This is a genomic window from Thermaerobacter nagasakiensis (assembly GCF_055396825.1).
Genome location: NZ_AP043740.1, coordinates 1732531 through 1755548, shown reverse-complemented (window position 1 = coordinate 1755548; position 23018 = coordinate 1732531). Strand labels below are relative to the sequence as shown.

The 23018-nt window shown below is 74.1% G+C and carries 15 protein-coding genes and 1 riboswitch; of the genes, 8 read left to right on the top strand and 7 right to left on the bottom strand.

Annotated features, from left to right (window positions below; genetic code table 11):
• The first annotated feature begins 21 nt into the window (after positions 1-21).
• On the top strand, positions 22-1713 hold the full coding sequence (locus tag ACZ5T9_RS07420; RefSeq protein WP_464832454.1) for an acyl-CoA synthetase: 1692 nt from the start codon (positions 22-24) through the stop codon (positions 1711-1713).
• A gap of 135 nt (positions 1714-1848) precedes the next feature.
• Here ACZ5T9_RS07420 and ACZ5T9_RS07415 read toward each other — a convergent pair whose 3' ends face one another.
• A complete protein-coding gene (locus ACZ5T9_RS07415) occupies positions 1849-2817 on the bottom strand; it encodes a patatin-like phospholipase family protein (protein WP_464832452.1) in 969 nt (322 codons plus the stop codon).
• A gap of 288 nt (positions 2818-3105) precedes the next feature.
• Here ACZ5T9_RS07415 and ACZ5T9_RS07410 point away from each other — a divergent pair, with 288 nt between their 5' ends.
• The 5 genes from ACZ5T9_RS07410 (at position 3106) to ACZ5T9_RS07390 (ending at position 10614) form a co-directional block, all read left to right on the top strand.
• Positions 3106-5148 (top strand): spore germination protein, encoded by a 2043-nt coding sequence (locus ACZ5T9_RS07410; RefSeq protein ID WP_464832451.1) that lies wholly within the window; start codon positions 3106-3108, stop codon positions 5146-5148.
• Between the two features lie 60 nt (positions 5149-5208).
• Positions 5209-6435, top strand: coding sequence for a GerAB/ArcD/ProY family transporter (locus tag ACZ5T9_RS07405; RefSeq protein WP_464832450.1), 1227 nt, complete (start codon positions 5209-5211; stop codon positions 6433-6435).
• On the top strand, positions 6432-7556 hold the full coding sequence (locus ACZ5T9_RS07400) for a Ger(x)C family spore germination protein (RefSeq protein WP_464832448.1): 1125 nt from the start codon (positions 6432-6434) through the stop codon (positions 7554-7556). The genes ACZ5T9_RS07405 and ACZ5T9_RS07400 overlap by 4 nt, the downstream gene beginning before the upstream one ends.
• A gap of 175 nt (positions 7557-7731) precedes the next feature.
• A complete protein-coding gene (locus tag ACZ5T9_RS07395; protein ID WP_464832447.1) occupies positions 7732-9150 on the top strand; it encodes an MFS transporter in 1419 nt (472 codons plus the stop codon).
• 339 nt (positions 9151-9489) lie between these two features.
• Positions 9490-10614, top strand: coding sequence for a citrate synthase (locus ACZ5T9_RS07390; RefSeq protein ID WP_006903846.1), 1125 nt, complete (start codon positions 9490-9492; stop codon positions 10612-10614).
• 105 nt (positions 10615-10719) lie between these two features.
• Here the strand turns inward: ACZ5T9_RS07390 and ACZ5T9_RS07385 are convergent, their stop codons facing one another.
• The 4 genes from ACZ5T9_RS07385 to ACZ5T9_RS07370 all read right to left on the bottom strand — a co-directional run bounded on the left by ACZ5T9_RS07385 (position 10720) and on the right by ACZ5T9_RS07370 (position 15799).
• Positions 10720-11568, bottom strand: coding sequence for an ABC transporter ATP-binding protein (locus ACZ5T9_RS07385; protein WP_464832446.1), 849 nt, complete (start codon positions 11566-11568; stop codon positions 10720-10722).
• A 22-nt stretch (positions 11569-11590) separates the two neighbouring features.
• Entirely contained in the window at positions 11591-12688 is a 1098-nt protein-coding gene (locus tag ACZ5T9_RS07380; RefSeq protein WP_464832444.1) for a FecCD family ABC transporter permease, read from the bottom strand.
• Between the two features lie 404 nt (positions 12689-13092).
• Complete coding sequence (locus tag ACZ5T9_RS07375; protein ID WP_464832443.1) at positions 13093-14142, bottom strand: ABC transporter substrate-binding protein; 1050 nt, start codon at positions 14140-14142, stop codon at positions 13093-13095.
• A gap of 130 nt (positions 14143-14272) precedes the next feature.
• Positions 14273-14480: riboswitch (cobalamin riboswitch) on the bottom strand.
• Between the two features lie 275 nt (positions 14481-14755).
• Complete coding sequence (locus ACZ5T9_RS07370) at positions 14756-15799, bottom strand: NADH:flavin oxidoreductase/NADH oxidase (RefSeq protein ID WP_464832442.1); 1044 nt, start codon at positions 15797-15799, stop codon at positions 14756-14758.
• Between the two features lie 146 nt (positions 15800-15945).
• On the opposite strand from ACZ5T9_RS07370, the gene ACZ5T9_RS07365 reads away from it, so the two are divergent.
• Both ACZ5T9_RS07365 and ACZ5T9_RS07360 read left to right on the top strand, forming a co-directional pair.
• The gene (locus tag ACZ5T9_RS07365) at positions 15946-17190 is read left to right on the top strand and encodes a M24 family metallopeptidase (RefSeq protein WP_464832441.1); all 1245 of its coding nucleotides are present in this window, start codon (positions 15946-15948) and stop codon (positions 17188-17190) included.
• A gap of 18 nt (positions 17191-17208) precedes the next feature.
• On the top strand, positions 17209-18006 hold the full coding sequence (locus ACZ5T9_RS07360; RefSeq protein WP_464832439.1) for an enoyl-ACP reductase FabI: 798 nt from the start codon (positions 17209-17211) through the stop codon (positions 18004-18006).
• A 268-nt stretch (positions 18007-18274) separates the two neighbouring features.
• Here ACZ5T9_RS07360 and ACZ5T9_RS07355 read toward each other — a convergent pair whose 3' ends face one another.
• Entirely contained in the window at positions 18275-21400 is a 3126-nt protein-coding gene (locus tag ACZ5T9_RS07355; protein ID WP_464832438.1) for an efflux RND transporter permease subunit, read from the bottom strand.
• Entirely contained in the window at positions 21397-22827 is a 1431-nt protein-coding gene (locus ACZ5T9_RS07350; RefSeq protein ID WP_464832437.1) for an efflux RND transporter periplasmic adaptor subunit, read from the bottom strand. The genes ACZ5T9_RS07355 and ACZ5T9_RS07350 overlap by 4 nt, the downstream gene beginning before the upstream one ends.
• Positions 22828-23018: the final 191 nt, after the last annotated feature.

The following is a 23018-nucleotide window of genomic DNA, read 5'->3' as shown; positions in this document are numbered from 1 at the left end:
CACGTCCGAGGGGGATGCGCCATGGGGACCTTTCGCATCGAGGTGCCCGAGCGGTACAACTTCGCCCGCGACACCGTCGACCGCTGGGCGGAAGATCCCGAACGGCTGGCGATGCTGTGGGTGGACGACGAGGGCGGCGGCCATCCCTATACCTTCCGCCATTTCGCCGAGCGCTCCCGCCGGGTGGCGGGCCTTCTGCGCTCGCTGGGGATCGGCCCGGGCGACCGGGTGCTGGTGGTGCTGGGCCGGGAGGTCGCCTGGTGGGAGGTCATGCTGGGACTGATAAGGCTGGGTGCGATTCCCGCCCCGGGGACCACCCTGCTCACCGCCCGGGATCTGGCCTACCGGATCCAGCGCACGGAGGCGGCGGCCATCGTGGCCGATCCCGAGGTGGCGGAGCGGGTCGACACCGTCGCCGGCCAGTGCCCTTCCTTGCGGGTTTGCATCGTCACCGGCGGCCCGCGGCCCGGCTGGATCCCCTACGAGGAGGCCGTGGCCGCCGCCGGCCCCGACGAGGGGGAGGACACCGCCACCAGCGACCCCATGCTGATCTACTTCACGTCGGGCACCACCGGCTATCCCAAGATGGTCCTGCACGAGCACAGCTATCCCCTGGGCCACCGGGTGACGGGCGAGCTCTGGTGCGGCCTGCGTCCCGGCGACCTGCACTGGAACGTCTCCGATACGGGCTGGGCCAAGGCCGCCTGGTCCAGCTTCTGCGGACCGTGGGTGGCCGGGGCGCAGGTGCTGGTCGACCACAAGCCGGGCAAGTTCGATCCGCAGCGGACCCTGCGGCTCATCGAGCGCCACCGGCCGCAAAGCCTCTGCGCGCCGCCCACGGTGTACCGCCTGCTGGTGCTGGAACCCCTGGACCGCTATGACCTCTCCAGCCTGCGCTCCTGCGTCTCGGCGGGCGAGCCCCTGAACCCCGAGGTGATCCACATCTGGGAGAAGGCCACGGGCGTCACCATCCGGGACGGCTACGGCCAGACGGAGACGGTGTGCGTGGTGGCCAACTGGCCCGGTCTGCCGGTCAAGCCGGGCTCCATGGGCAAGCCCTCGCCCCATGCCGAGGTGGCCATCATCGACCAGGAGGGACGGGTGCTGCCGCCGGGGCAGGAGGGTGACATCGCCATCCGGGTCGAGCCCCACCGCCCGGTGGGGATCTTCCGCGAGTACTGGAAGGACCCCGAGGGCACGGCCGCCCGCCGCGTCGGTCCGTGGTACATCACCGGGGACCGCGGCATTATGGACGAGGACGGCTACTTCTGGTTCGTCGGCCGGGCCGACGACGTGATCATCAGCGCCGGCTACCGCATCGGCCCCTTCGAGGTGGAAAGCGCCCTGGTGGAGCACCCTGCCGTGGCCGAGGCCGCCGTGGTGGCAAGCCCCGACCCCGTCCGCGGCAGCGTCGTCAAGGCCTTCGTGGTGCTGGCGCCGGGCTACGAGCCCAGCCCCGCCCTGGCCGCCGAGCTGCAGGAGCACGTGAAGAACACCACCGCACCCTACAAGTACCCGCGGGAGATCGAGTTCGTGCCCGACCTGCCCAAGACCATCTCCGGGAAGATCCGGCGGGTGGAGCTGCGGGAACGGGAAATGCAACGCAAGGCGGCCCAGGCGCCCGGCGCCGCCGGCAGCGGCACGGGCGGGGCGCCGGGCCCGGCAGGCCCGGCGGGCGGAACGGGGGCCGCGGGCGGGGCGGCCCGAGGCTAGCCCCGCAGGACGCCGGCGCTCCAGAGCGGCCCGCCACCACCGGGTCCTGATGACGGACCGGCCGCAGGCGCAACCGGCGGGCGGCACGCCGTGCCCAGGCTGGCCAGGCCACCGGCGGGGCCGGGGCGGTGGCGCCTACACCGCCAGCGGCCCCGCCTGGCCGCGAAAGGCCTGCTTGTAACGGCCGAAGTCCCACTGGCGGAAGAACCGGGCCGCCGCCTCCCGGCCCGCCTGGTAGAGGCGGCGCCGCATGGCCAGGTCCAGGTCGAAGTCGGTGGTCCGCACTCCCAGGGTGGGCACGGCCACGGTGCGGGCCGCAGTGTGGGCGTTGGCCAGCTCCTCCCGCGCCTCCAGGGCCGTGCTGACCAGGGCGATCAGGTAGCCCACGGGCCCGTCGAAGGGGACGGCCTGGTCCACCGGGTCGGCCAGCCGGAAGCCGAAGGTGGGCCAGGGCGGCACGCCTTCCACGTCGAAGAGCCAGACCGGGAAGTTGGCCACAAGGCCGCCGTCCACCACCAGGCTGGTCTCCGGGCCGTCCGGGCCCGGGTAGACCAGCGGGACGGGCTCGTAGAAGTACGGCAGTGCTGCGCTCATGCGCACCGCCCGGGCCACGGAGAACCCGGCGGGGTCCAGGCCGTAGTCCGGCAGGTCGCGGGGCAGCACTAGCAGGCGCCGCCGGGTGACATCGGCCGCCACCACCTGCAGCCGGTAGCGGAAGCGCGGATCGTCGCCGGCCAGGGCGGCGGGCAGCTCCAGATCGCCGAAGGTGCGGACGCCCTTGCGGGCCAGCAGGTCTTCCAGCCACGCCTCCAGGGCCCGGCCCTCGTAGAGCCCGTTCTCAAGCAGCAGGCTCAGCAGGGTGCCCGCCAGGGGCACCCGGTCCAGGGCATCCCGATCCCGGAACCGGCTGAAGTCGGTGGACTCCATCAGCTGGCGCATCTCGGCCGGCGTGTAGCCGGCCGCTCGCAGGGCGGCCACGATGGCGCCCCCCGATGTGCCGCCCAGGTTGACCCAGCGGTAGCCCCGTTCTTCCGCCACTTCCAGGGCACCGACGAGGGCGATGACCCGGACGCCGCCCCCCGACAGCACCGCATCGGCGTTCATGACCTGCCTCCCTCCCCCTTGGCGGATCCCCTGGCCGGACTCGCCGGTCCCGGTCCCTGATCGGAGCCCCTGCGGGATCCTTTGCCGGACGCCCGCCCCGGGGCGGATCCGGCGCCGGCCAACCGCGCCACCGCCGTGCCAGGATATGCAGGGCAGCGCCCCGCCGGTCCCCTGCCCGCTGCCGCCCCTGCCCGCCGGCCCCGCCGCCCCTGCCCCGTGACCCTGCCACCGCCCGGCTGAAGGGGCCACCGGTCGGAAAAGCTATCCCACGGTCAGGAGGTGGGGAGCATGGGCCGCAGGTTACCGTGGATCCACCGGTGGTGGCCGGGAAAGGACAGCACCCCGGATGCGGGGGTCCGGCCACCGCGTCCCCGGGCCCAAGCCGCCCGCCCAGCCACGGGTCCCACGGAGATCCGGCATGACGGCCCGGCCGGCTGGTGGGCCGTGGCCAACATGCTCGCACCGGCCCCTGCCGGCGGGGGCAAGCGGCACGACGCGCCGCCGGCCCGCGTCGACCCGGCCTCCCGCAGGGCGCTCAAGCTCCTGCGGCGCCATACCCGCCGGACCCTGGCGGCCATCGACACCCTCCTGGTTCACGTCCGGGAGGCCCCCGGCGGCTACCGGCGCCTCGACGCCCCTGCCCGGCGGGACCTGGAGCGGGCGCGCCGCCAGCTTGCCTATTACATCGGTCCCAGCGACGACATCGTTTACAGGCCCTTCCATTTCGCGCTGTTGCGAGGGCTGGTGGTCTACGCCGAGGGCGTGGTGGATCCCCAGTTCGTCAGCGAGGCCGTGCTGGAACCCCTGCAGCGCCTGGCCGCCGCCCGCTGGGCAGCGGGTGCGGCCGCGGCCGCCGGCGCCGCCAGCGCCGGCGGACAGCCCGGGGCCCCGCCCACCGCGCCGGGCGGCGCGGAGGCCCGCGGGCCCACGGTGCCGCCCGCCGGCCCGCGGGGAGCCCACCGGCCCGCCCGCGGGGGCGGCCGGCCGGATCCGGACCCTGCGCCCGAACGGGGACGAGTTCCGGCATCGCGCCCTCCGCAAGCCCCAACCCGCCAGCCGGCGGGGCGGCCTGCCCGCCAGCGCCAGAGCGTCCTGCCGGCCGAGCAGGCCGGCCGCCTCGGCCGGCAGCTCCAGCAGGCCCTCACCATCGCCACCGAGGTCCGGCGCACCCGGTCCTACCGCCAGGCGGCCCAGGCCGTGGTCGAGGGCAAGGCCGTCCTGGTGGTGGCGGGGGTGCCCGACATGCTGACCTTCGGCGCCGAGGGCTGGCCCAAGCGCCAGCCCGACGAGCCCGAATCGGAGCGCACCATCCGCGGGCCGCGGGAGGGGCTGGTGGAGACCCTTTCGGACAACCTGGCCCTGATCCGGCGGTTCATCCGGGACCCGTCCCTGCGGGTGCGGAAGATCAAGCTGGGCAAGCTCACCCGCACCCCGGTGGCCATGGTCTACATCGAGAACCTGGCGCCCCAGGCCACCGTGGACGAGGTGTGGGAGCGGCTGCAGAGCATCGACGCCGACGCCATCATCGAAAGCGGCACGGTGGAGGAGTACCTGACGGGCCGGAAGGGGTCCATCTTCCCGCTGGTGCACGCCACCGAACGCACCGACAAGGTGGCGGCCGCCCTGCTGGAGGGACGGGTGGTGGTCCTGGTGGACCGCAGCCCCTTTGCCCTCTTCGTGCCCACGTCCCTGGCCGAGCTCTACCAGAGCCCGGACGACTATTACGTCAACTTCTGGCAGGGCACCGCCGTGCGGCTGCTGCGCATCGTGGGCCTGTTCATCTCCCTGGCCCTGCCCGGGCTTTACATCACCCTGATAGGGTTCCACCCCGAGCTGATCCCCACCAAGCTGGCCCTGGCCAGCGCCGGCATCCGCCAGGGCACGCCCATGCCGGCAGCCGTCGAGCTCCTGGCCATGGAGCTGCTCTTCGAGCTCTTCCGGGAGGGCGGCCTGCGCCTGCCGGCGGCCGTCGGCCAGACGGTGGGCATCGCCGGCGGCGTGGTGCTGGGGACCGCCGCCGCCCAGGCCGGGTTCGTCTCGGGCATCGTGATCGTGGTGACGGCGGGGACCGCCATCGCCTCCTTTGCGATCCCCAACTACTTCCTTGGCCTGACCTGGCGCATTCTGAAGTTCGCCCTGATCGCCCTGAGCGCCACCTTCGGCCTGACGGGCCTGGTGGCCGGCATGCTGCTGGTGGCGGCCCACCTGGCCGCGGCGGAGTCCGCCGGCGCCCCCTACATGACGCCCTTCGGGCCCATGCGGCCCAAGCGGCTGCTGCGCATGGCGGTGCGGCCGCCCCACTGGGAAAAGGGGGCCACGGCCCGGCCCTGAGGCGACGCGCTGGCGGTAAGCCGGGTCTCGACGCCTGCGCAGGGAGGCGGGGTGAAAGCCATGGCCCAGCGGGAAGCAAATTCAGTGGCCACCGGCCCCCGGGCGCCAAGGGTCGCCGGCACCGCGACGGCAGCCCGCAGCGAGGTCGCCACAGCCGCCGCGCCGGAGGCGACCCGCAGCACTGGCCGGGCGGGGGCCTGGCTCTCCCGCCGTGGCCTGGTGGCCCTCTTCTTCTTCACCCTGTTCCAGTTCCAGCTGCTGGACGGGCCCATGTGGCTGGCACGGGCGGCCGGCCGGTTCGGCTGGGCGCTGGAGCTGCTGGGCGCCCTGATGGGACTGCCCCTGGTCCTAATGATGGTCGACCTGGCCTCCCGCTTTCCCGGCCAGACCGTGTACCAGTACGCCCGCGTCCTGCTGGGACGGCCGGTGGCCTTCGTCCTCAACGGCTTGAGCCTTCTCTACGGCATCATCTTCCTCGGCTACTTCCTGCGCCAGTTCGTCATCGTGGTCCAGACCTACCTGCTGCCCCGCACCCCCGTCTGGGCCATCACCGGCCTGGTGGTGGCCGGCATCGTGCTCGTGGTGAGCCTGGGGCCTCTGGCCCTGAACCGGCTGGCCCAGATGCTGTTCCTCCCCGTGGTGGGGGCCTCCGGGATCATGCTGGTCATAGCCATGCGCAACGTCGACCTTCTGCTGCTTCAGCCCCTCTGGCCCATCCCCGCCGCGGTGCTGGCCGCTGTGCCCGCGACCGGTTTCTCACCTTTCATCCCGATCAAGCACCTGCCGGTCCAGCTGGCCATGGTGCGGCAGCCCCAGGATCATTTGGGCCCCGTGTTGCTGACCTATGTGGCCGTGGCCCTGTTCAAGGTCGTCGCCACGGCAGCGACGCTGGCCATCTTTGGTCACCGCCGAGCGGCCATGCTGGCCTGGCCGGCCCTGGAGGCCCTGCGACTGGTCCAGGTGCCCCTGGCCCTGCTGGAGGAGCTGGGCCTGCCGGGCCTGGTGGTGTACCAGGTGGTACTTTTTGTCTCCAGCGCGGTCTTTTTTGTCAGCGATTACGTCGGCCTGGCGGCCTGGCTCGGGCTCGGCCCGCGGTCCATGCCCTGGCTGCTGCCGGTGCTGGCCGCGGCCGTCACCGCACTCTGCCTGGCCCCCCAGGATGAAACCCAGCTTGATCTCATGCGGCAGGTCGTGATGTACGGGGGGCTCTACAGCGCCGCCTTCTATCCCGCGCTGCTCTGGCTGGTGGCCCGCTGGCGGCGGCCGGGGGTGGGGGCGGCCTCATGAGGGGCGCCAGGGCCCGCCTGCTGGTCCTCCTGCTGCTGGTAGCCGCCGTCCTCACGGGTTGCTGGGACCTGGAGGAGATCGACCGCCGCACGGTGGTGCTGGGGCTCGCCTTCGACACGGACCCGCACGGGGGCCTCCGCATGGTGGCCTCGCTGCCCGACCCCCGCGCCCTGGTGCCCTCGGGGGGCACGGTGATCGGCCCCCAACCCCAGGAGCCCGCCTTCGTGGTGCTCGAGACCCGGGGCCGCACGGCATCGGACAACCTGGCGGCCCTCCGCGAAGTGACCAGCCGCGACCTGTTTTTGGGCCAGATCCTGGTGGTGGGGGTCTCCGAGCGCCTGGCGCGCCAGGGCGTGAGCTCCCTGCTGGCGTTTCTCATGAACAACACCGATATCCCCCGGGCCGCCTGGTTCGTGGTGGCGCAGGGCGACCCGGCCCGGGTGCTGGCGGTCAAGCCGCCCCAGCAGACCTTTCCCGAGTTCTATTTAGACGATGTCTTCCGCGCCCGCGGTAAGCCTACGGGGGCTCTGGCGATCCCCTACTGGCGGGTGTGGGTGGAGACCCTGCTGCCCGGGCGGGATGCCCTGGTGCCGGTGGTCACGCCAGGCCCCCGGCAGCAGATGCGCGTAGCCCAGGCCGCCGCCTTCCGCGGGAGCCGCCTTGCCGGTATCCTCACCGAACGGGAGACCCGCCTCCTCGCCCTGCTGCGCGATGCCCGCAGCACCCTCTGGCAGGTCGACCTCGAGGAGGGCCGCCGGCGTCTTGCCCTGCGTGCCCTGGGCACCGATGTCCGCATCGTCCCCCTCCCGCCCGGTGCCGGTGGCGCGCCCCGCTTTCGCTTCGATGTCACCCTCGACATGACGCTGGTCGAGGTGTACGGCGGCACGGCCGGTCCCACGGAAGAGCTGGAACGCGAGGCCCGCCGCGACCTCACCCGCTCCCTGACCCGGCTGGTCCGGCGACTCCAGGCCATGGGCAGCGACCCCTTGGGTTTCGGCCAGCGCTGGCGCATCGCCTTCCCGAGGCGGTTTGCGGAACAGGACTGGCACCAGCTGTGGGCGCGGGCGCGGGTGGAGGTGCGGGTGCGGCTGACCATCAGCCGCGGCGGGGCTTTCCATTGACGCTCCCTTCCCTCCACCCCGGCAATGTGGTATGCCGGTGTACGGAAATGGTTCGAGGCACGAAGGATTGGAGGCGCTCCGGCGAGCCCTGCGGCGGGTACGGTGTGCCTCGCCACCGCCGGGAAGCCGCCGGCGCCACCGGGTCGAGCCGCGGCGGAGGAGGGCCAGGGCGGTCGTGGAGACGGTGCAGAGGAGGGGTACCTGCGGGACAGGCCATCCCGGAACGGCGGGGGGCGATACCGGGTTGCCCGCCCGGCACCCGGCCCATGACGAGCCGGCCCCGCTGGCGCGCCGGCAGGTGCGCGAGACCCTGTGGCGCGTCAACCTGCTGGCCGCCCTGACCTTTGCCGTCGTCACCATGTCCCGGCCGCTGTTCTCCGTCTTCGCCGTGCAGGAGCTGGGGGCCGGGGCCACCTGGCTGGGCGTCATCGCGGGCGCCTACGCTCTGGTGCCCCTCTTCCTCTCGCTCCCCGCGGGCGGGCTGGTCAGCCGCTGGGGCGAGCGGCCCCTGATGATGGCCGGTTCCGCCGGCCTGGCCGCCGGCCTGTGGATGGCCGCCGCCAGCCCGTCGCTGCCCTGGATGGTGGCCGCCTCCCTGGTGGCGGGCATGGCCCAGATGCTGATGGTGATCTGCACCCAGACCCTGGTGACCAGCCTAGGGGAGCCCCGGGAGCGGGAACAGCACCTGGCCTGGTTCACCACCGCCACCTCCGCCGGCCAGCTGGTGGGGCCGCTGGGCGGTGGTCTCCTGGCGGACCACGCCGGTTTCCGCGCCACCTTTGCCGTGGCCGGCCTCCTGTGCCTTTCCGGCCTTTTCCTGGCGCGCCGGGTCCACGTGCCGCCCACGCCGGGGGCGGCGCCGGACTGGCGGGCCCAGGCCGGCCGGGCGCGGGAGCTGCTGGCCCTGCCGGAGATGCGACTGGCCATCCTGGCCGCCTTCTCCCTGATCTTCTCCCTGGGCGTCAACCAGTCGTTCTACTCGGTGTACGTCACCCGGGTGCTGGGATTCAGCACCGCGACCCTGGGCATGCTGCTGGCCGTACGGGCGGTGATGGCCCTGGCCGTGCGGGCGTACATGGGGCCGCTGGTGGCCCTGGCGGGTGGGCGCTTCCGGGTTCTGTTCCTGGCCATGACGGCGGGCGCCGTCGCCCTCGGCGTAACGCCGCTGCTGCGGGACGTGGCCTCCCTGACCCTGGCCGCCGCCCTGCTGGGCCTGGCCACGGGCCTGACCATGCCCCTCAGCATGCTGGCGGCGGCCAACTCGGTACCCGCCGCCGAGCGGGGCCTGGCCATGGGGGTGCGGCTGACGGGCAACCGGCTGGCGGAGCTGACCAGTCCCCTTCTGTTCGGCCCCCTGGCCGAATGGGTGGGGCTTGGACCCGCCTTTCACGGTGCGGGGCTCCTGCTGCTGGCAGCCGCCCTGCTTTCCCTGCGCTGGCGCCACGGGCTGGACGACGCCGACCGGCTGGCGGGAGAGGGCCGGCCCCCGCGGGCCGCCGGGGCCCGCCGCTTCGGCACCCCGGCGTTCCCGATGTGGCGCCGGCGGTCGAGCGCTCCCGTGCGCCAGCCGGGTGCCCACCGGGCCGGCGACTGAGGCGCCGGGCCCGTGGGAGGAGAGCCGGCCGGCAAAACCGAATTGCCTGGACGGGCGTCACCCTGCAGGTGACCCCACCCGGGCTTCCGGTGCCGGGTGCGAGGCGGCGGGCCCCCCTGCCGGTGGCCATCCTGGTGCGGCAACCCGCACCCCCCGGCCGCGGCCGCCCCGCGGTGCCGCGGCGGCCGGGCACCGGCCGGGGCCGCGGCCGCCGGCTGCGACGGCGGCCCGGCGACTCTCACCAGGCACCGCCATCCCGCCCCGGGCGCCGCCCGTGCCAGGGCTCAGCCGGTTCGTCCCCGGGGCAGGTCCATCTTCATGGCGGGAAGGGGATGTGGCATGACCCAGCCGAATCCCGCCGGTCTGGAAGATGTGGTGGCGGGCACTTCGGAGATCTGCTTCATCGACGGCAAGGAGGGGCGGCTCCTCTACCGCGGCTACGACGTCCGCGACCTGGCCGAGCACGCCTCCTTCGAAGAGGTGGTCTACCTCCTCTGGCATGGCCGGCTGCCCAACCGGGCCCAGCTGGACGCCTTCGTCCAGCAGCTGCGGTCGGTCCAGGCGCTGCCCGGCCAGGTGCTCGACCTGATCCAGCGCATCCCGCCGGCCACCCATCCCATGGCCGCCCTGCGCACGGCCGTCTCCTACCTGGGGACCCTGGACCCCGATCAGGAAGACCAGTCCCAGGAGGCGAACCTGCGCCGGGCCACGCGGCTGGTGGCCCAGTTCCCCACCCTGGTGGCGGCCATCGAGCGGGTACGGCAGGGCAAGGAACCGGTGGCGCCGCGGCGCGACCTGCCCCTGGCGGCCAACTTCCTGTACATGCTGCGGGGGGAGGAACCCAGCCCGCTGCACGCCGAGGTCATGAACGTGGCCCTGGTGCTCCACGCCGACCACGAGCTCAACGCCTCCACCTTCGCCGCCCGGGTGGTGGCCGCCACCCTGTCGGACATGTACTCGGCCATCACCGCCGCCGTCGGCGCCCTGAAGGGCCCGCTCCACGGCGGCGCCAACGAGCAGGTGATGCGCACCCTGCTGGCCATCGGTTCCCCCGACAAGGCGGAAGCTTGGGTCAAGGAGGCGCTGGCGGCCAAGAAGCGGATCATGGGCTTCGGCCACCGGGTGTACAAGACCGAAGACCCGCGGGCCACCATCCTGCGCCGGCTCTCCCGCAAGGTGGCCGAGGCGGCCGGCGACACCCGCTGGTTCGAGATCTCCCAGGCCGTGGAGAAGGTGGTGGCGGCGGAGAAGGGGCTCTATCCCAACGTCGACTTCTACAGCGCCTCCACCTACTACGTGATGGGCATCCCCTTCGAGCTGTACACGCCCATCTTCGCCGTCAGCCGCATCTCGGGCTGGACCGCCCACGTGCTGGAGCAGTTCGCCAACAACCGGCTGATCCGGCCCCGGGCCGAGTACACCGGGCCCACCCGCCGGGAGTGGGTGCCCCTGGACCAGCGCTAGCGCGGGCCCTGCCCGACCCCGGCGCGCGGGGGGCAGCGCAGGACGGCAAACAGCAAGGGCGGGCGGTGCCGGGAGGATTCGGCAACCGCCCGCCCTTTTCTTGCCTCAGGCCCCATGCGCCGCAGCCGATTCGGCCGCCGGGGACGAACCGGCCCCCGGGCCGCCCGGTCCCCCGGGCAGCAAGGCCACCTGGGGCACCCCCAGCTGGGGGTGGGGCACCACCAGCACGGAGCAGCCGTAGACCCGGCTCAGGATCTCGGGGCGCATGACCCGGGCCGGCTCGCCCGCCGCTGCCACCCGGCCGTCCTTCACCAGCACCAGGCGCTGGCAGTACAGGGCCGCCAGGTTCAGGTCATGCAGCACGGCCACCAGGGTAAGCCCCAGGTGCCGGCGCAGGCGATCCAGAAGATCCATGATCTCCACCTGGTGCCGCAGGTCCAGGTGGCTGGTGGGCTCGTCCAGCAGCAGGACCACCGGTTCCTGGGCCAGGGCCCGGGCCAGCAACGCCTTCTGCCGCTGGCCGGCGCTCAGGGTGGCCAGGGGGCGGCCCGCCAGGGCCTCGAGGCCCACCCACGCCAGAGCCCGGGTCACCGCCTCCCGGTCCCGCGCGCTTTCCCATGCCCAGAGGCCCTGCAGGTGGGGGGTCCGTCCCAGGGCCACGTACTCTTCCACCGTCAGCGACAGGGTCGAGCCGGCCTCCACCCCGGCCACCGCCAGGCGCCGCGCCCGCCGGTCCGGGCGCCAGGCGCCGAGGACCGTGCCGTCCAGCAGCACCTGCCCCGCCCAGGGTTTGAGGTACCCCGACAGGGTGCGCAGCAGCGTGGTCTTGCCCGAACCGTTGGGTCCGGCCACCCCCAGCCACTCGCCCCGCCGCACCTCCAGGGTCAGGCCGTCCAGCACGGGATCGGCGGCGTAGCCGACCCGGACCCCCCGCACCTCCAGGGCGAACCCCACGGCCCTGCACCTCCGTCCGGCGTCAATGGTCGCGGCCGGCCGCATGCCGGCGCAACAGCCAGAGAAACCACGGCGCACCCGCCAGGGCCGTCACCACCCCCACCGGCAGCTCGGCCGGCGCCACCGCGACCCGGGCCACCGTGTCGCAAAGGATCAGAACCGTGGCCCCGGCCAGAACCGCGCCCGGCAGCAGGCGCCTGTGGTCGGCGCCAACCAGCATCCGCACACCATGGGGGACGATGAGCCCGACAAACCCGATGACACCGCTGACGCTGACGGCGGTGGCGGCCAGCAGGGCTCCGGCCGCCACCAGCCGGCGCTTCACGGCCTCTACGTCGATGCCCAGGTGGTGGGCCGGTTCCTCACCCAGCCAGAGGGCGTTGAGGGCGCGCACCTGGGCCGCCAGGACGCCCAGCCCCGCCGCCATGGCCACGGCCAGCACCAGCACGTCCTGCCAGCCCGCGCCGGACAGGCTGCCCAGCAACCAGAAGACCAGGGGACGCAGGCGGTCGCCGCAGAGGAAGACCAGCAAGGAGACCAGGGCCCCCAGCAGGGAGGCCACCGCCACCCCCGCCAGCAGCAGGGTGCCCACCGCCAGGCGGCCCCCTACCCGGGCCAGCCGGCTCACCACCAGCACCGCCGCCACCGCGCCGGCGAAGGCCAAGGCCGGCACCAGGCCAAAGCCGGCGGCCCGGGACGCCGCTGCCGCCAGGCTCGAAAGCCCCCCGCCGCCCGCCGGCCAGGAGCCCACCGGACCGCCCCCTGATCCGCTGCCTGCGGCCAGCGCCAGGGCCAGGTGGGCTACCGCCGCCCCCAGCGCACCGCCGCTGGATACCCCCAGCACGTAGGGGTCCGCCATGGGGTTGCGGAAGAGGGTCTGGAAGGCGCTGCCCGCCGCCGCCAGCGAAGCGCCCACCATCCCCGCCAGGACCACCCGCGGCAAGCGGATCTGCAGCACGATGCGGTCTGCGGCCGTGCCGGCACCGGCTCCACCGTCGGGCCCGCCGGCCACCGCGCCGGCCAGCACCCCCAGCACCTGCCCGGGCGGAACATGGACGGCCCCCAGCCCGGTGGCCACCACCAGCGACACGACCAGGGCCAGCCCGAGGAGCCCCAGCACGGCGGCCCCCCGCCGGGCAGGCGAGGCCGGGGCCCCGGGCCTGGAGCTCGCGGCGGCAGGCGAAACCGGGCGCCGGTCGTCTTCCCTGCGGGGACCCGCCGTCCCAGGGTCCGGCGGCATCCCGCCCCTGCCCCGCCGCCGGGCTGCACCCGAGCCTGTCGCTTCCCCGGCCCGGCGCCGGTGGCGAGCGGCACCGGGGGACCCCCCGCCGGGGTCAAGGCGGGCAGGCCCGGCCCGGCCGGCGGCCTGGTCCGCTACCGGTGGGGCCGCAGCCGGTCCACCGGTCGCTGCCTCGCCGGCGCGCCCGCTGGCGGCCGGCCCGCCGGCAGCCGGTTCGTCCGCAGCCGGCCGGCCGGGCCGCGGGGTCTCCCAGGACGCTCCCGTCCCTCCCACAGGGTCTCCCCTCACTGGAACCAGTCGGGGTAGAACCAGCGGGCCAGCTGCTCCAGCCCCTCCACCAGGCGCGGCCCCGGCCGGCTGATCAGGTTGTCGTCGATCAGGTAGATCCGGCCCTCCTTCACCGCGGTGATGCCCTCCCAGCCCGGGCGGCTGCCCTCCTTGAGCTGGTCGTAGGAGGACTTCATCGTGGCGGGCACCACGATCACCTGGGGATCCTGCCGGACCACCTCTTCCAGGCTGATCTGCGGCCAGGCCTGGCCCGTGCCCTCGGCCACATTGACCCCGCCGGCCGCCACGATGACGTCGTGGATGAACCCGCCCGGCCCGACGGTCATGAGCGGATCGTTCCACACCTCGTAGAAGACCCGCACCCGTTCCGCCTGGGGGATCGCCGCCACCTCCTGGCGCACGGCGTCGATGCGGGCCTTCATGTCGGCCACCACCTGCCGGGCGCCCGCCTGGGCATCCACCAGCTCGCCGATGCGCTGGATGCGGTCCAGCACGTCGTCCAGGGTGGCGGGCTGGATCACGGCCACGGGAATCCCCAGCTCCTCCAGCTTCTTGACCTGCTCCTCGGTGCCCCCGATGGTCAGGGCCAGGTCAGGCTCCAGGGCGACGATCTGCTCGTAGTTGGTGTCCGTCAGACCGCCCAGCTTGGGCAGGTCCTTGACCTCGGCGGGGTAGTCGCTGAAGGAGTCGACGCCCACCACCCGGTCCCCGGCGCCGATGGCGAAGAGGATCTCGGTGTTGCTGGGCGCCAGGGAGATGATGCGCTCGGGCCGGGCCTCCAGGGTGACCTGCCGCCCGGCGTCGTCGGTGAAGGTGTAGGGATAGGTCGTGGCAGCGGCCGCTTCGTGGTCCGCCCCTGCGCCGGACGAACCGGCCTGGGCGCCGGCCTGTCCCTGCTCCGTCCCGGCGGGCGCCTGGCCGGCGCCGCCGCAGCCGGCCGCCAGCAGGGCGAGGATCAGCAGGGTGGCCAGCAGGGCCAGGCTGCGGCGACCGGCTCCCCGGGGCCGGGTTCGACCCCAAATCCCATGCAGGAAGATGCGAATCATGGCCCGATCTCCTCTCCCGGAATGGGTTGCTGCATCCATAAAAAGGAAACCCCGGCCTTGGCGTCAGCAGGCCGGGGCTCAGGTTCCTCTCCACGGGTGCACCCGGTACGTACCTCCTTTCCGCCGAAGGCGTACGTACACGGTCCAGGCAGGTCTCCTGGCTCCCGGATCATGGCCGCCGCCCGGCCTTCCCGCGCCCCCGCCCGCAGGGCGGGGGATCCGCAGTGGCACGCGAGGGGCAGCGACTACCCGGTCACAGTGGCGGGACCGCGCCGGATTCGCACCGGACTTCCCTATTCTCCCCCGTCTCCGGGGGCACCTGGACCGTCACGCAGATTCGGTTGTCCGCAACCATTCTAGCAGGGCCTGGCAGGGGGAACAACGGAAGCCGGCGCCAGGGCGCGCCGCGGCCGAGGCGGCCCCGGCTCCCGGACGGCCCGCCTCCGGCGCCCGGCACCGGGGGCACCCGCCGTGGGGCGGGTGCCCGGGGACGCCCGTGCCGCCCCTGCCGGGCCTGCCCGGGAAGGCCCACACCCAGTTCCCAGTGCCGGTGTCACCCGGGCCGGGGGCACCATGCCGGCGGCTCCAGCCCACGGCCCCCCGCCGCCCCGCCTCAGGTCCGGGCCCTCAGGTACTGGCGCGGCCAGGGCACCTCCACGCCCAGTTCCCTGGCGGCCCGCAGCGGCCAGTAGGGTTCCCGCAACAGTTGCCGGGCCAGCAGGACCACGTCGGCCTGGCCCGTGCGGATGATGTGGTCGGCCTGGGCAGGCTCGGTGATCAGCCCCACGGCCCCCGTGGCCACGCCCGCCCGCCGCCGCACCTCGGCGGCAAAGGCCGTCTGGTAGCCGGGGCCCTGGGGGATGGGCTCGGGCGGCACCACCACCCCGCCCGAACTGCAGTCCACCAGGTCGACGCCGCGCTCCCGCAGCGCCCGGGCCACGGCCACGGTGTCCTCCAGGGTGATGCCGCCGGGGGCCCAGTCCACCGCCGAGAGCCGCACCCACAAGGGCCGGTCGGCCGGCCACGCGGACCGCACGGCCTCCACCACCTCCAGCAGCAGGCGCATGCGCCCGGCCAGATCGCCGCCGTAGCCGTCGGTGCGCCGGTTGCTGAGGGGCGAGAGGAACTGGTTGAGCAGGTACCCGTGGGCGGCGTGGATCTCGATCAGGTCGAACCCGGCCCGCTGGGCCCTGCGGGCGGCCGCCACGAAGGCGTCGACGATGCGCGGAACGTCCGCGGCGGCCAGCTCCCGGGGCACCGGCCAGCCCTCGGCGAAGGGGATGGCCGAGGGCGCCACCGCCGGTTCCGGTCCCACGCCCTGGTTGGGCGACCAGGCCTTGCGCCCGGCGTGGCCCAGCTGGATGCCCACCGGCACGCCGTGGGCATGGCAGAACTCGACGATCCGCGCCAGGGGTGCCACGTGGTCATCCCGGTAAAGTCCGAGGTCGGCGTCGCTGATCCGCCCGCGGCTCTCCACCGCGGTGGCCTCCACCACGATGAGGCCGACCCCGCCCACGGCCCGGGAGCCGTAGTGCACGAAGTGCCAGTCGTTGGCCAGGGCATCGGGGCCGGCGCTGTACTGGCACATGGGCGACATGACGATGCGGTTCTTCAGGGTGAGCCCGCGGAAGGTGATGGGGTCGAACAAACCGGGCATGGCATTCACCTCGACGGCGCCATTATCCACCTGCCGGCCCCAGGCCTCAAGCCGGTGCCGCGGGGCTCCCGGGACCTCCCCGTGGCGCGGGCAGGGATTCCTGCCGGCGGAAGGAAAACTAGGGTGTCGGAAGCGAGGTGGCGTCGTTGTCCGAACCAGGGGGTGCCTGGGGGACGACAGGCACTGCGCCGTACCGGCCCGCCGGGGCGCGGGGTGCGGGGATCGACCGGCCCGTCCTGCCGCCCGAACTCTATCGCCGCCGGCAGGAGGCCCTGCGCGCCGCCGCCGCCCAGGAGGGCCTGGACGCGGTGCTGGCCGTGGGGCGGGCGTTCTACGAGCGGGGCGCCCCGGTCGCCTTCCTGTGCGGCCACCTGGCGCCCGCGCCCACGGCGGCTTCCGCGCCGGGCTACGAGGGTTGGGGCCAGTCGCTGCTTCTGGTGCCCTGCCGGGGGCCGGTGGTCCTGATCGCCGACGCGGCCCGCCCGGAGACGGTGGTGGCCGACCAGATCGAACTGACCGCCGCCCACCCGGCCGCCCTGGCCGGCTGGATCCGGCGCCTGGGGCTCGCCACGGGCCGGATCGGCGTGGCAGGATCGGATCTCTGGTCCTGGGCCGCCTTCCGGGCCGCAAGCCTGGCGGTCCCCGGAGCGGAGTGGGTGCCCGCCGACCCGCTGGTCAACCGGCCCCGCCGCCTGAAGGAACCGGAGGAGCAGGCCCTCCTGGCCCGTGCGGCCGAGGCCGCCGACGTGGGCCTGGCCGCTGCCCTGGAGGTTCTCCGGCCCGGACTCAGCGAGCAGCAGCTGGGCGCCGCCGGCACCGCCGCCGCCCTGGCGGCGGGGGCCGACTTCGTCCGCTACTTCCGCGTGCACACCGGCGCCTGGTCGCTGTTGAGCTTCCGCTGGCCCCAGGCCACGGACCGGCGGGTCCGGGCAGGCGAACCCGTCGCCCTGGACATCATCGGCGCCCGCGGCGGCTACCAGTTCGACGTGCTCCGGACTGCCCTGGTGGAGCCGGTTCCTCCGGAACTCGCGCGGCTGGCTGCGGCGGCGGAAGACTGCCTGGAAGCCGTTTTGGCCCGCTGCCGCCCAGGGGTGACCGTGGCCGAGCTGCTGGCTGCCGCGTCGGAGGCGGCGGCCCGCCACGGGCTCGGGGACGCCCTGGCACCGCTGCTGGGGCACGGCATCGGGCTGGAGACCGTGGAGGAACCGCTCCTGCTGCCCGGGGTCGACGACCGGCTGGAGGCCGGCATGGTGCTGTGCGTGGAGCCGGCCTTGCGGGTGCCCGGCCTGGGGGGTTACAGCATCGAAGAGATGATCGTGGTGGAAGAAGGGGGCCCGCGGATCCTGACGCGCACCCCGCGCCGGCCCGTGATCGGCGCAACCCCCTCGTAAGCTGGACAAGTAGAAAGGGTGACGGTTGTGGCGGCGACCATTCCTGCCCAGCTCCTGGAGGGCAAGCGCGCCCTGGTCTTCGGGGTGGCCAACAAGAACAGCATCGCCTGGGCCATCGCCCGGGTCCTGGACGCGGCCGGCGCCCAGCTGGCCATCGCCTACCAGAACGAGCGGCTGGGGGAGCGGGTCCAGAAGCTGGTCCCTGAGCTGCGCCGGGAACCGCTGCTGGTGGAGTGCGACGTCAGCTACGACGAGCAGATCGAGCGGGCCTTCGCCACCATCGCCGGCCGCTGGGACCGCCTGGACGTCCTGGTCCACAGCCTGGCCTACGCACCCAAGGAGGCCCTGGAGAATCCTTTCGTCGAAACGAGCCGGGACGACTTTCGCATCGCCCTGGACGTCAGCGCCTATTCCCTGGTGGCCCTGGCCCGGGCCGCCCGGCCGCTGATGACCGCCGGCGGGTCGATCCTGACCATGACCTACTACGGCGCGCAGAAGGCCGTGCCCAACTACAACGTGATGGGGGTGGCCAAGGCCGCCCTGGAGGCCTGCGTCCGCTACCTGGCGGCCGACCTGGGCCCCCAGGGCATCCGGGTCAACGCCATCTCCGCGGGACCCATCAACACCCTGGCCGCCCGGGGCGTCCGCAACCTGACGGACTTCATCAAGACCCATGCCGAGCGCTCGGCCCTTAAGCGCAGCATCAGCCAGGAAGACGTCGCCCATGCGGCCCTGTTCCTGGTCAGCGACCTCTCGTCCAGCATCACGGGCGAGGTGCTCTTCGTCGACGCGGGTTACAACATGATGGGCGTGTAGCCGGGGGTACGGCGGCAGGGCCACCGGGGGATGCCCTGCAGCAAGGCACCCCCGGCGGCCCTCGGGCCCGCGCGGTACCTTCAAGCCCCAGACCTCTCGGCCGCGCACCGGCCGCCCGCACGCCTCCGGCACGGCGAAGCTGCAGCCCCGGCGCCGCCGGCCGTTACGGCGCTACCGCCAGCCCCCGCCGCGGCACGAGGGCCCCGCTTCCGATAGGTTCTTGCCGCGGCGCTACGGCCCCGCTTTCACCAGCCCCGGCGCCGCGGACCTACTGGCCCGATTCCGCCAGCCCCGCACCGGTAACCGCCTCGTCCCGCCCGGCGCCCCGCCGGAAGATCCGGCCCAACCGCCGCAGGACATCGTCCAGCAGGCTGTAGGCCACGGGGACCAGCACCAGGGTCACCAGCGTGGACATCAACAGGCCGTAGATCACCACCACCGCCAGGGGCCGTAACAGCTCGGACGACGGGCCCGGCAGGTAGGCGAAGGGCACCAAGCCCAGGTTGGTGGTCAGCATGGTCATCAGGATGGGGCGCAGGCGCACCGGGCCCGCCTGCAGCAACGCCTGGTCCCGGGGCATGCCGCGCCGCCGCAGCACGTTGGTGTAGTCCACCAGCACGATGGCGTTGTTCATCACCACGCCCACCAGCATCAGGAAGCCCAGCAGGGCGGTGACCCCGATGGGCAGGCGGTGCAGGGCCATGCCCGCCACCGCCCCCACCACCGTGGGAGGGAGGCTGAACAGGATCACCAGCGGGTGGAAGAAGGATTCGAACTGGGCCGCCATGATCAGATAGACCAGCAGCACGGCCAGCACGATGGACAGGCCCAGGGAGCGGAAGGTCTCGTTCATCCGCTCGGCCTCCCCGGCCACCGTCCAGGTCATGCCGCCGGGCCAGTCCATGGACGCCAGCTCCCGCTGCAGGGCGGCGGAGACTTCGCCCAGAGGCCGGCTGCCGTCCAGGTGGACCGCCACGATCACCTGCCGGCGGCCGTCCTGGCGGGTGATGGCCAGGGGGGCCCGTTCCACCGTCACCTGGGCCACGTCGCCCAGCCGCACCACGCCACCCAGGGCGGACCGCAGGGGGAGGTCGTCCAGGGCGCCGTACCGCCGCTGCCAGTCCTGGGGCAACAGCAGGCGCACGTCCCACTGGTCGGTGCCGGTCCGCACCCGGGCCACCGTCACGCCCCCCAGGGCCGCCCGGAGGGCCACCTCGACTTCCTGGACCGTCAGGCCGGCCCGCGCCAGGGCCTCCCGGTCGGGACGGACCACCACCTCCGGCCGGGTCTGGCGCAGGCTGTTGTCCGCCGCCGCCACGCCGGGCAGGCGGCGGGCCCGGTCCACCACCTGGTCGGCCATGGCGGCCAGCAGGTCAGGGTCGTCGCCCGCCACCTGCACCTCCAGCTGCTGCAGCCCCCCTGCCATGACCGACGACGCTACCGTGGCCTGGATTTCAGCCCCCGGAATGGCCTCCAGCTCGGGCTGCAGGGCCTGCAGCACCTGGAAGACCGAGCGGTCCCGCTGCTGGACCGGGACCAGCACCGCGGTGACGGCGGCCTCGTTGGCCGCGGCGGCGCCGGTGGTGAAGGCCCCCCCTGCGGCACCCACGGTGGTGACCACCCGGTCGGCTTCGGGCAGGGCCATCAGGAGCTCTTCAACCCGCCGCGCCGCCGACGCCGTCTCTTCCAGCCGCGTGCCGGGCGGCGTGCGCACCGTCACCTGGATCTGCCCGCTGTCCGAGGGCGGCAGGAACTCGGACCCCAGCCAGGGCGCCGCCGCCAGGCTGGCCACGAAGCTCGCCAGGCCCGCCGCCATCACCAGCCCCCGCCGGCGCAGGCTGCCGGCCAGCAGCCGCCGGTAGCCCTGCTCCAGCCGCTCGATGGCCCGGTGGAACCCGGCCAGCAGCCCCGACGGCTGGTAGTGGCTCCCCAGCACCCGGGCCGCCAGCATGGGCACGAAGGTGACCGCGCCGAACAGGGCCGCCACGTGGGAGAAGATCACCGCCAGCGCCAGCGGCGTGAACAGCTCCGCCGCCAGCCCACCGGTGAGCATCATCGGGAAGAACACGGCCCCCTGGGCGATGGCCGACGCCGTCACCGCCGCCGCGACCTCCGCCGTCCCCTCCTCGGCACCCTGCAGGGGGGGCGTGCCCCGCATCCTGTAGCGGTGGATGCTCTCGATCACAACGATGGCGAAGTCGACCAGCGAGCCGATGCCGATTAGCAGGCCGCCCAGGGAGACGATGTTGAGGGTTTGGCCGGCGGCGGCCAGCATGGCGAAGGAGCCGACCACGGAGACGGGCAGCATCAGGCCCACCACCAGGGTGGTGCGCCAGTTGCCCAGGAACAGGTAGAGGACGGCCACCGCGATCAGACCGCCCAGGACGCCGTGTTCGGCCACCGTCCGCACGGATTCCTGGATGAAGTCGCCCTGGTCCAGGATGGTGCGCAGCTCCACCCCCGGCGGCAACTGGGGTGCCAGCCGCTGCAGCGCCTGCTCCACGCCCCGGGAGACGGCCAGGGTGTTCCCGTCGGTGGCCTTCAGCACCTGGAGCTGCACCACGGGCTTGCCGTCCAGGTAAGCCAGCTGCGCCGGGTCCGCCAGTGCCTCCTCCACGGTGGCGATGTCGGCGATGCGCACCGCCGCCCCGGCGGGCGTGGTCACCACGGCCTCGGCCACGTCCCGGGCGCTGGTGTACTGGGCGTCGAGCCGCACCGAGAGGGCGGCGCTGCCGCGGTCGACGGAACCCGCCGTGGCCAGGGTCGCCCCGCCCCCCAGGGCCCGCGCCACCAGGGCGGGGCTCAGGCCGTACGCCTCAAGGCGCGCGGGATCGAGGATGACCCGCACCTCCCTGTGGCGCAGGCCCACCACGCCGACGGAGGCGACGCCGTCCACCTGCTCCAGCGCCGGCGCCACCCGGTCTTCCGCCAGGGCCTGGAGCTGCCCGGCCGGCAGGTCTCCCGTGACGCCCACGGTCACCACGGGCTCCGCCGACGGATCCAGGGTCAGCACCCGCGGGCTGCCGGCATCGTCCGGCAGAAGGCCCCGCACCGCGTCGATGCGCTTCTGGACTTCCAGCACCGTGAAGTCCAGGTCGGTGCCCCAGTTCAGCTCGAGGATGACCAGGGCCGAGCCGGGCTGGGCGATGGAGCGGACCCCCTTGACCCCGTTGATGGTGCTGACCGCCTGCTCGAGGGGCTCGACCACCCGGGCCTCCAGCTCGGCGGGCGAGGCGCCGGGGTAGGAGGTGGCCACCACCACCACGGGCAGCTCCAGCTGGGGCAGGAGGTCGACGGGCATGGCGGGCAGCAGGAAGGCGCCCAGCAGCACCAGGGCGATCACCAGCACCGTGACGAAGACCGGACGGTGGACGGAAAAGCGCGCGACGCTCACCGCGGACCGCCCTCTTCCACGATCCGGACCCGCTCGCCGCCGGCCAGGCCCGCCGCGCCCCGGGTGATCACCCGGTCCCCCGGCCGCAGCCCCTCCAGGACCAGGGCCTGCCGGGAGGTGACGGCGCCGTATCGCACTTCCCGGCGGGCGGCGCGATCGCCCTCGACCACGAAGACCACGCCCTGGCCCGGCTCGTCCCCCTCCTGAAGGGCGTCCACGGGGATCACCACGCCCCGCGCCCCACCTTGAGGCGTGAACCGCAGGGTGGCCGGCTGCCCCGAAACGGGCCATTCACGCCCGTCCTGGCCCAGGAGCTCCACGGTCACGGTGTAGGTTCCGGTGCGCGGGTCGGCCACCAGGGTCTTCTCGATCACCCGGCCCTGCCAGGCGGTCGACCCGGCCGTCACCTCCACGGTGCCGCCCACCTCCACGGCGCCGTACAAACCGGCCGGCACCTGCGCCTCGACCTGCGCGGGTCCCGGGTCCACCAGCACCACCAGGGGATCCACCCCCTGGGGCGACGCCAGGGCACCCACCTGGGCATGGATCGCCGCCACCACCCCGGCCACCGGGGCGGTCACCCGGGTCAGATCGAGCTGGTGGCGCGCCAGGGCCAGGGCCGCCTCGGCCTGCTCCACCTGGGCCCGGGCGGCCGCCGCCGGATCCCCTTGCCGCGCCAGGTCCCGGGCACGCCGGGCCGCATCGAGGCGCACCCGGGCCGCCTGCAGGTTGAACTCCGCCTGGCGCACCGCCGCCTGGGCCTCCGCCAGGGAAGCGGCCAGCGACGGGCAGCCCCCTTCCCCACCGGTTCCGGGTCCGCCCGTCCCGGTGCCGCCGGCCTGCGGGGCGCTACCGGCCCAACCGGAGCTGCCGGTGCCGGCCAGCCCGCTGCCGGCCGCCGTGGCCGCCGGGCCGCTGCCGGCCGCACACTCCAGGGCCTGCCACTGGGCCTGCAAGGTTGCCAGCCTCTGCCGGGCACCGTCCAGCTGGACCCGGGCCCCTTCCCTTGCCAGCTCCGCCTGGCGCAGCTCGGCGTCGGCCTGCAGGATCTGGGCCTCCCGGGCCTGGGCGGCCTGCCGGGCGGCGGCCCGGGCGGCCGCCAGGGCCGCCTCCGCCTGATCGACCTGAGCCCGAGCCACGGTGGGATCGAGTTCGACCAGCAACTGGCCGGCCTTGACCCGGTCGCCCACCCTCACGTGGACGGCGGTGATGGCACCGGCCGCCTGGGGCCGCACGGCGACCTCGGAACGGGCCCGGACCCGGCCGGCCAGTTCCACCGGCTCTGCGACCGTGCCCTCGACCGCCGTGACCACCTCCACCGGCACCACGGCCTCCGGGCTGGCGCCACTGCCCGCCGCCTCCTCGCCCCCTTCCCCGCTGCCGCAGGCCGCCAGGAGCAGGGTCCCAGCCACCAGCAGGGCGGTCAAGCGGGGCCACCCCGGCCCTCTCCGCTTCGGGGGCCGCCGCCCCCGGCGGGACATCCCCGTCCCGGGATGCCGCAACCAAGACGGCGGCCCGCCCGCTTCCCGGGTGCCGCGGCCGGGCGGCAGGGCGGCAGCCGCCGGCCGGCGCCACGGCCGGGCGGCGCCGTGAAGGCCCGCAGGCGGTTCAGGGTGGT

Excerpts from the sequence above, each read along its gene's own strand:
- ACZ5T9_RS07370 (WP_464832442.1), bottom strand. The coding sequence starts at position 15,799 with ATGCCCGGTTTGTTCGACCCCATCACCTTCCGCGGGCTCACCCTGAAG.
- ACZ5T9_RS07410 (WP_464832451.1), top strand. The coding sequence starts at position 3,106 with ATGGGCCGCAGGTTACCGTGGATCCACCGGTGGTGGCCGGGAAAGGAC.
- ACZ5T9_RS07405 (WP_464832450.1), top strand. The coding sequence starts at position 5,209 with ATGGCCCAGCGGGAAGCAAATTCAGTGGCCACCGGCCCCCGGGCGCCA.
- ACZ5T9_RS07420 (WP_464832454.1), top strand. The coding sequence starts at position 22 with ATGGGGACCTTTCGCATCGAGGTGCCCGAGCGGTACAACTTCGCCCGC.
- ACZ5T9_RS07415 (WP_464832452.1), bottom strand. The coding sequence starts at position 2,817 with ATGAACGCCGATGCGGTGCTGTCGGGGGGCGGCGTCCGGGTCATCGCC.
- ACZ5T9_RS07375 (WP_464832443.1), bottom strand. The coding sequence starts at position 14,142 with ATGATTCGCATCTTCCTGCATGGGATTTGGGGTCGAACCCGGCCCCGG.
- ACZ5T9_RS07390 (WP_006903846.1), top strand. The coding sequence starts at position 9,490 with ATGACCCAGCCGAATCCCGCCGGTCTGGAAGATGTGGTGGCGGGCACT.
- ACZ5T9_RS07400 (WP_464832448.1), top strand. The coding sequence starts at position 6,432 with ATGAGGGGCGCCAGGGCCCGCCTGCTGGTCCTCCTGCTGCTGGTAGCC.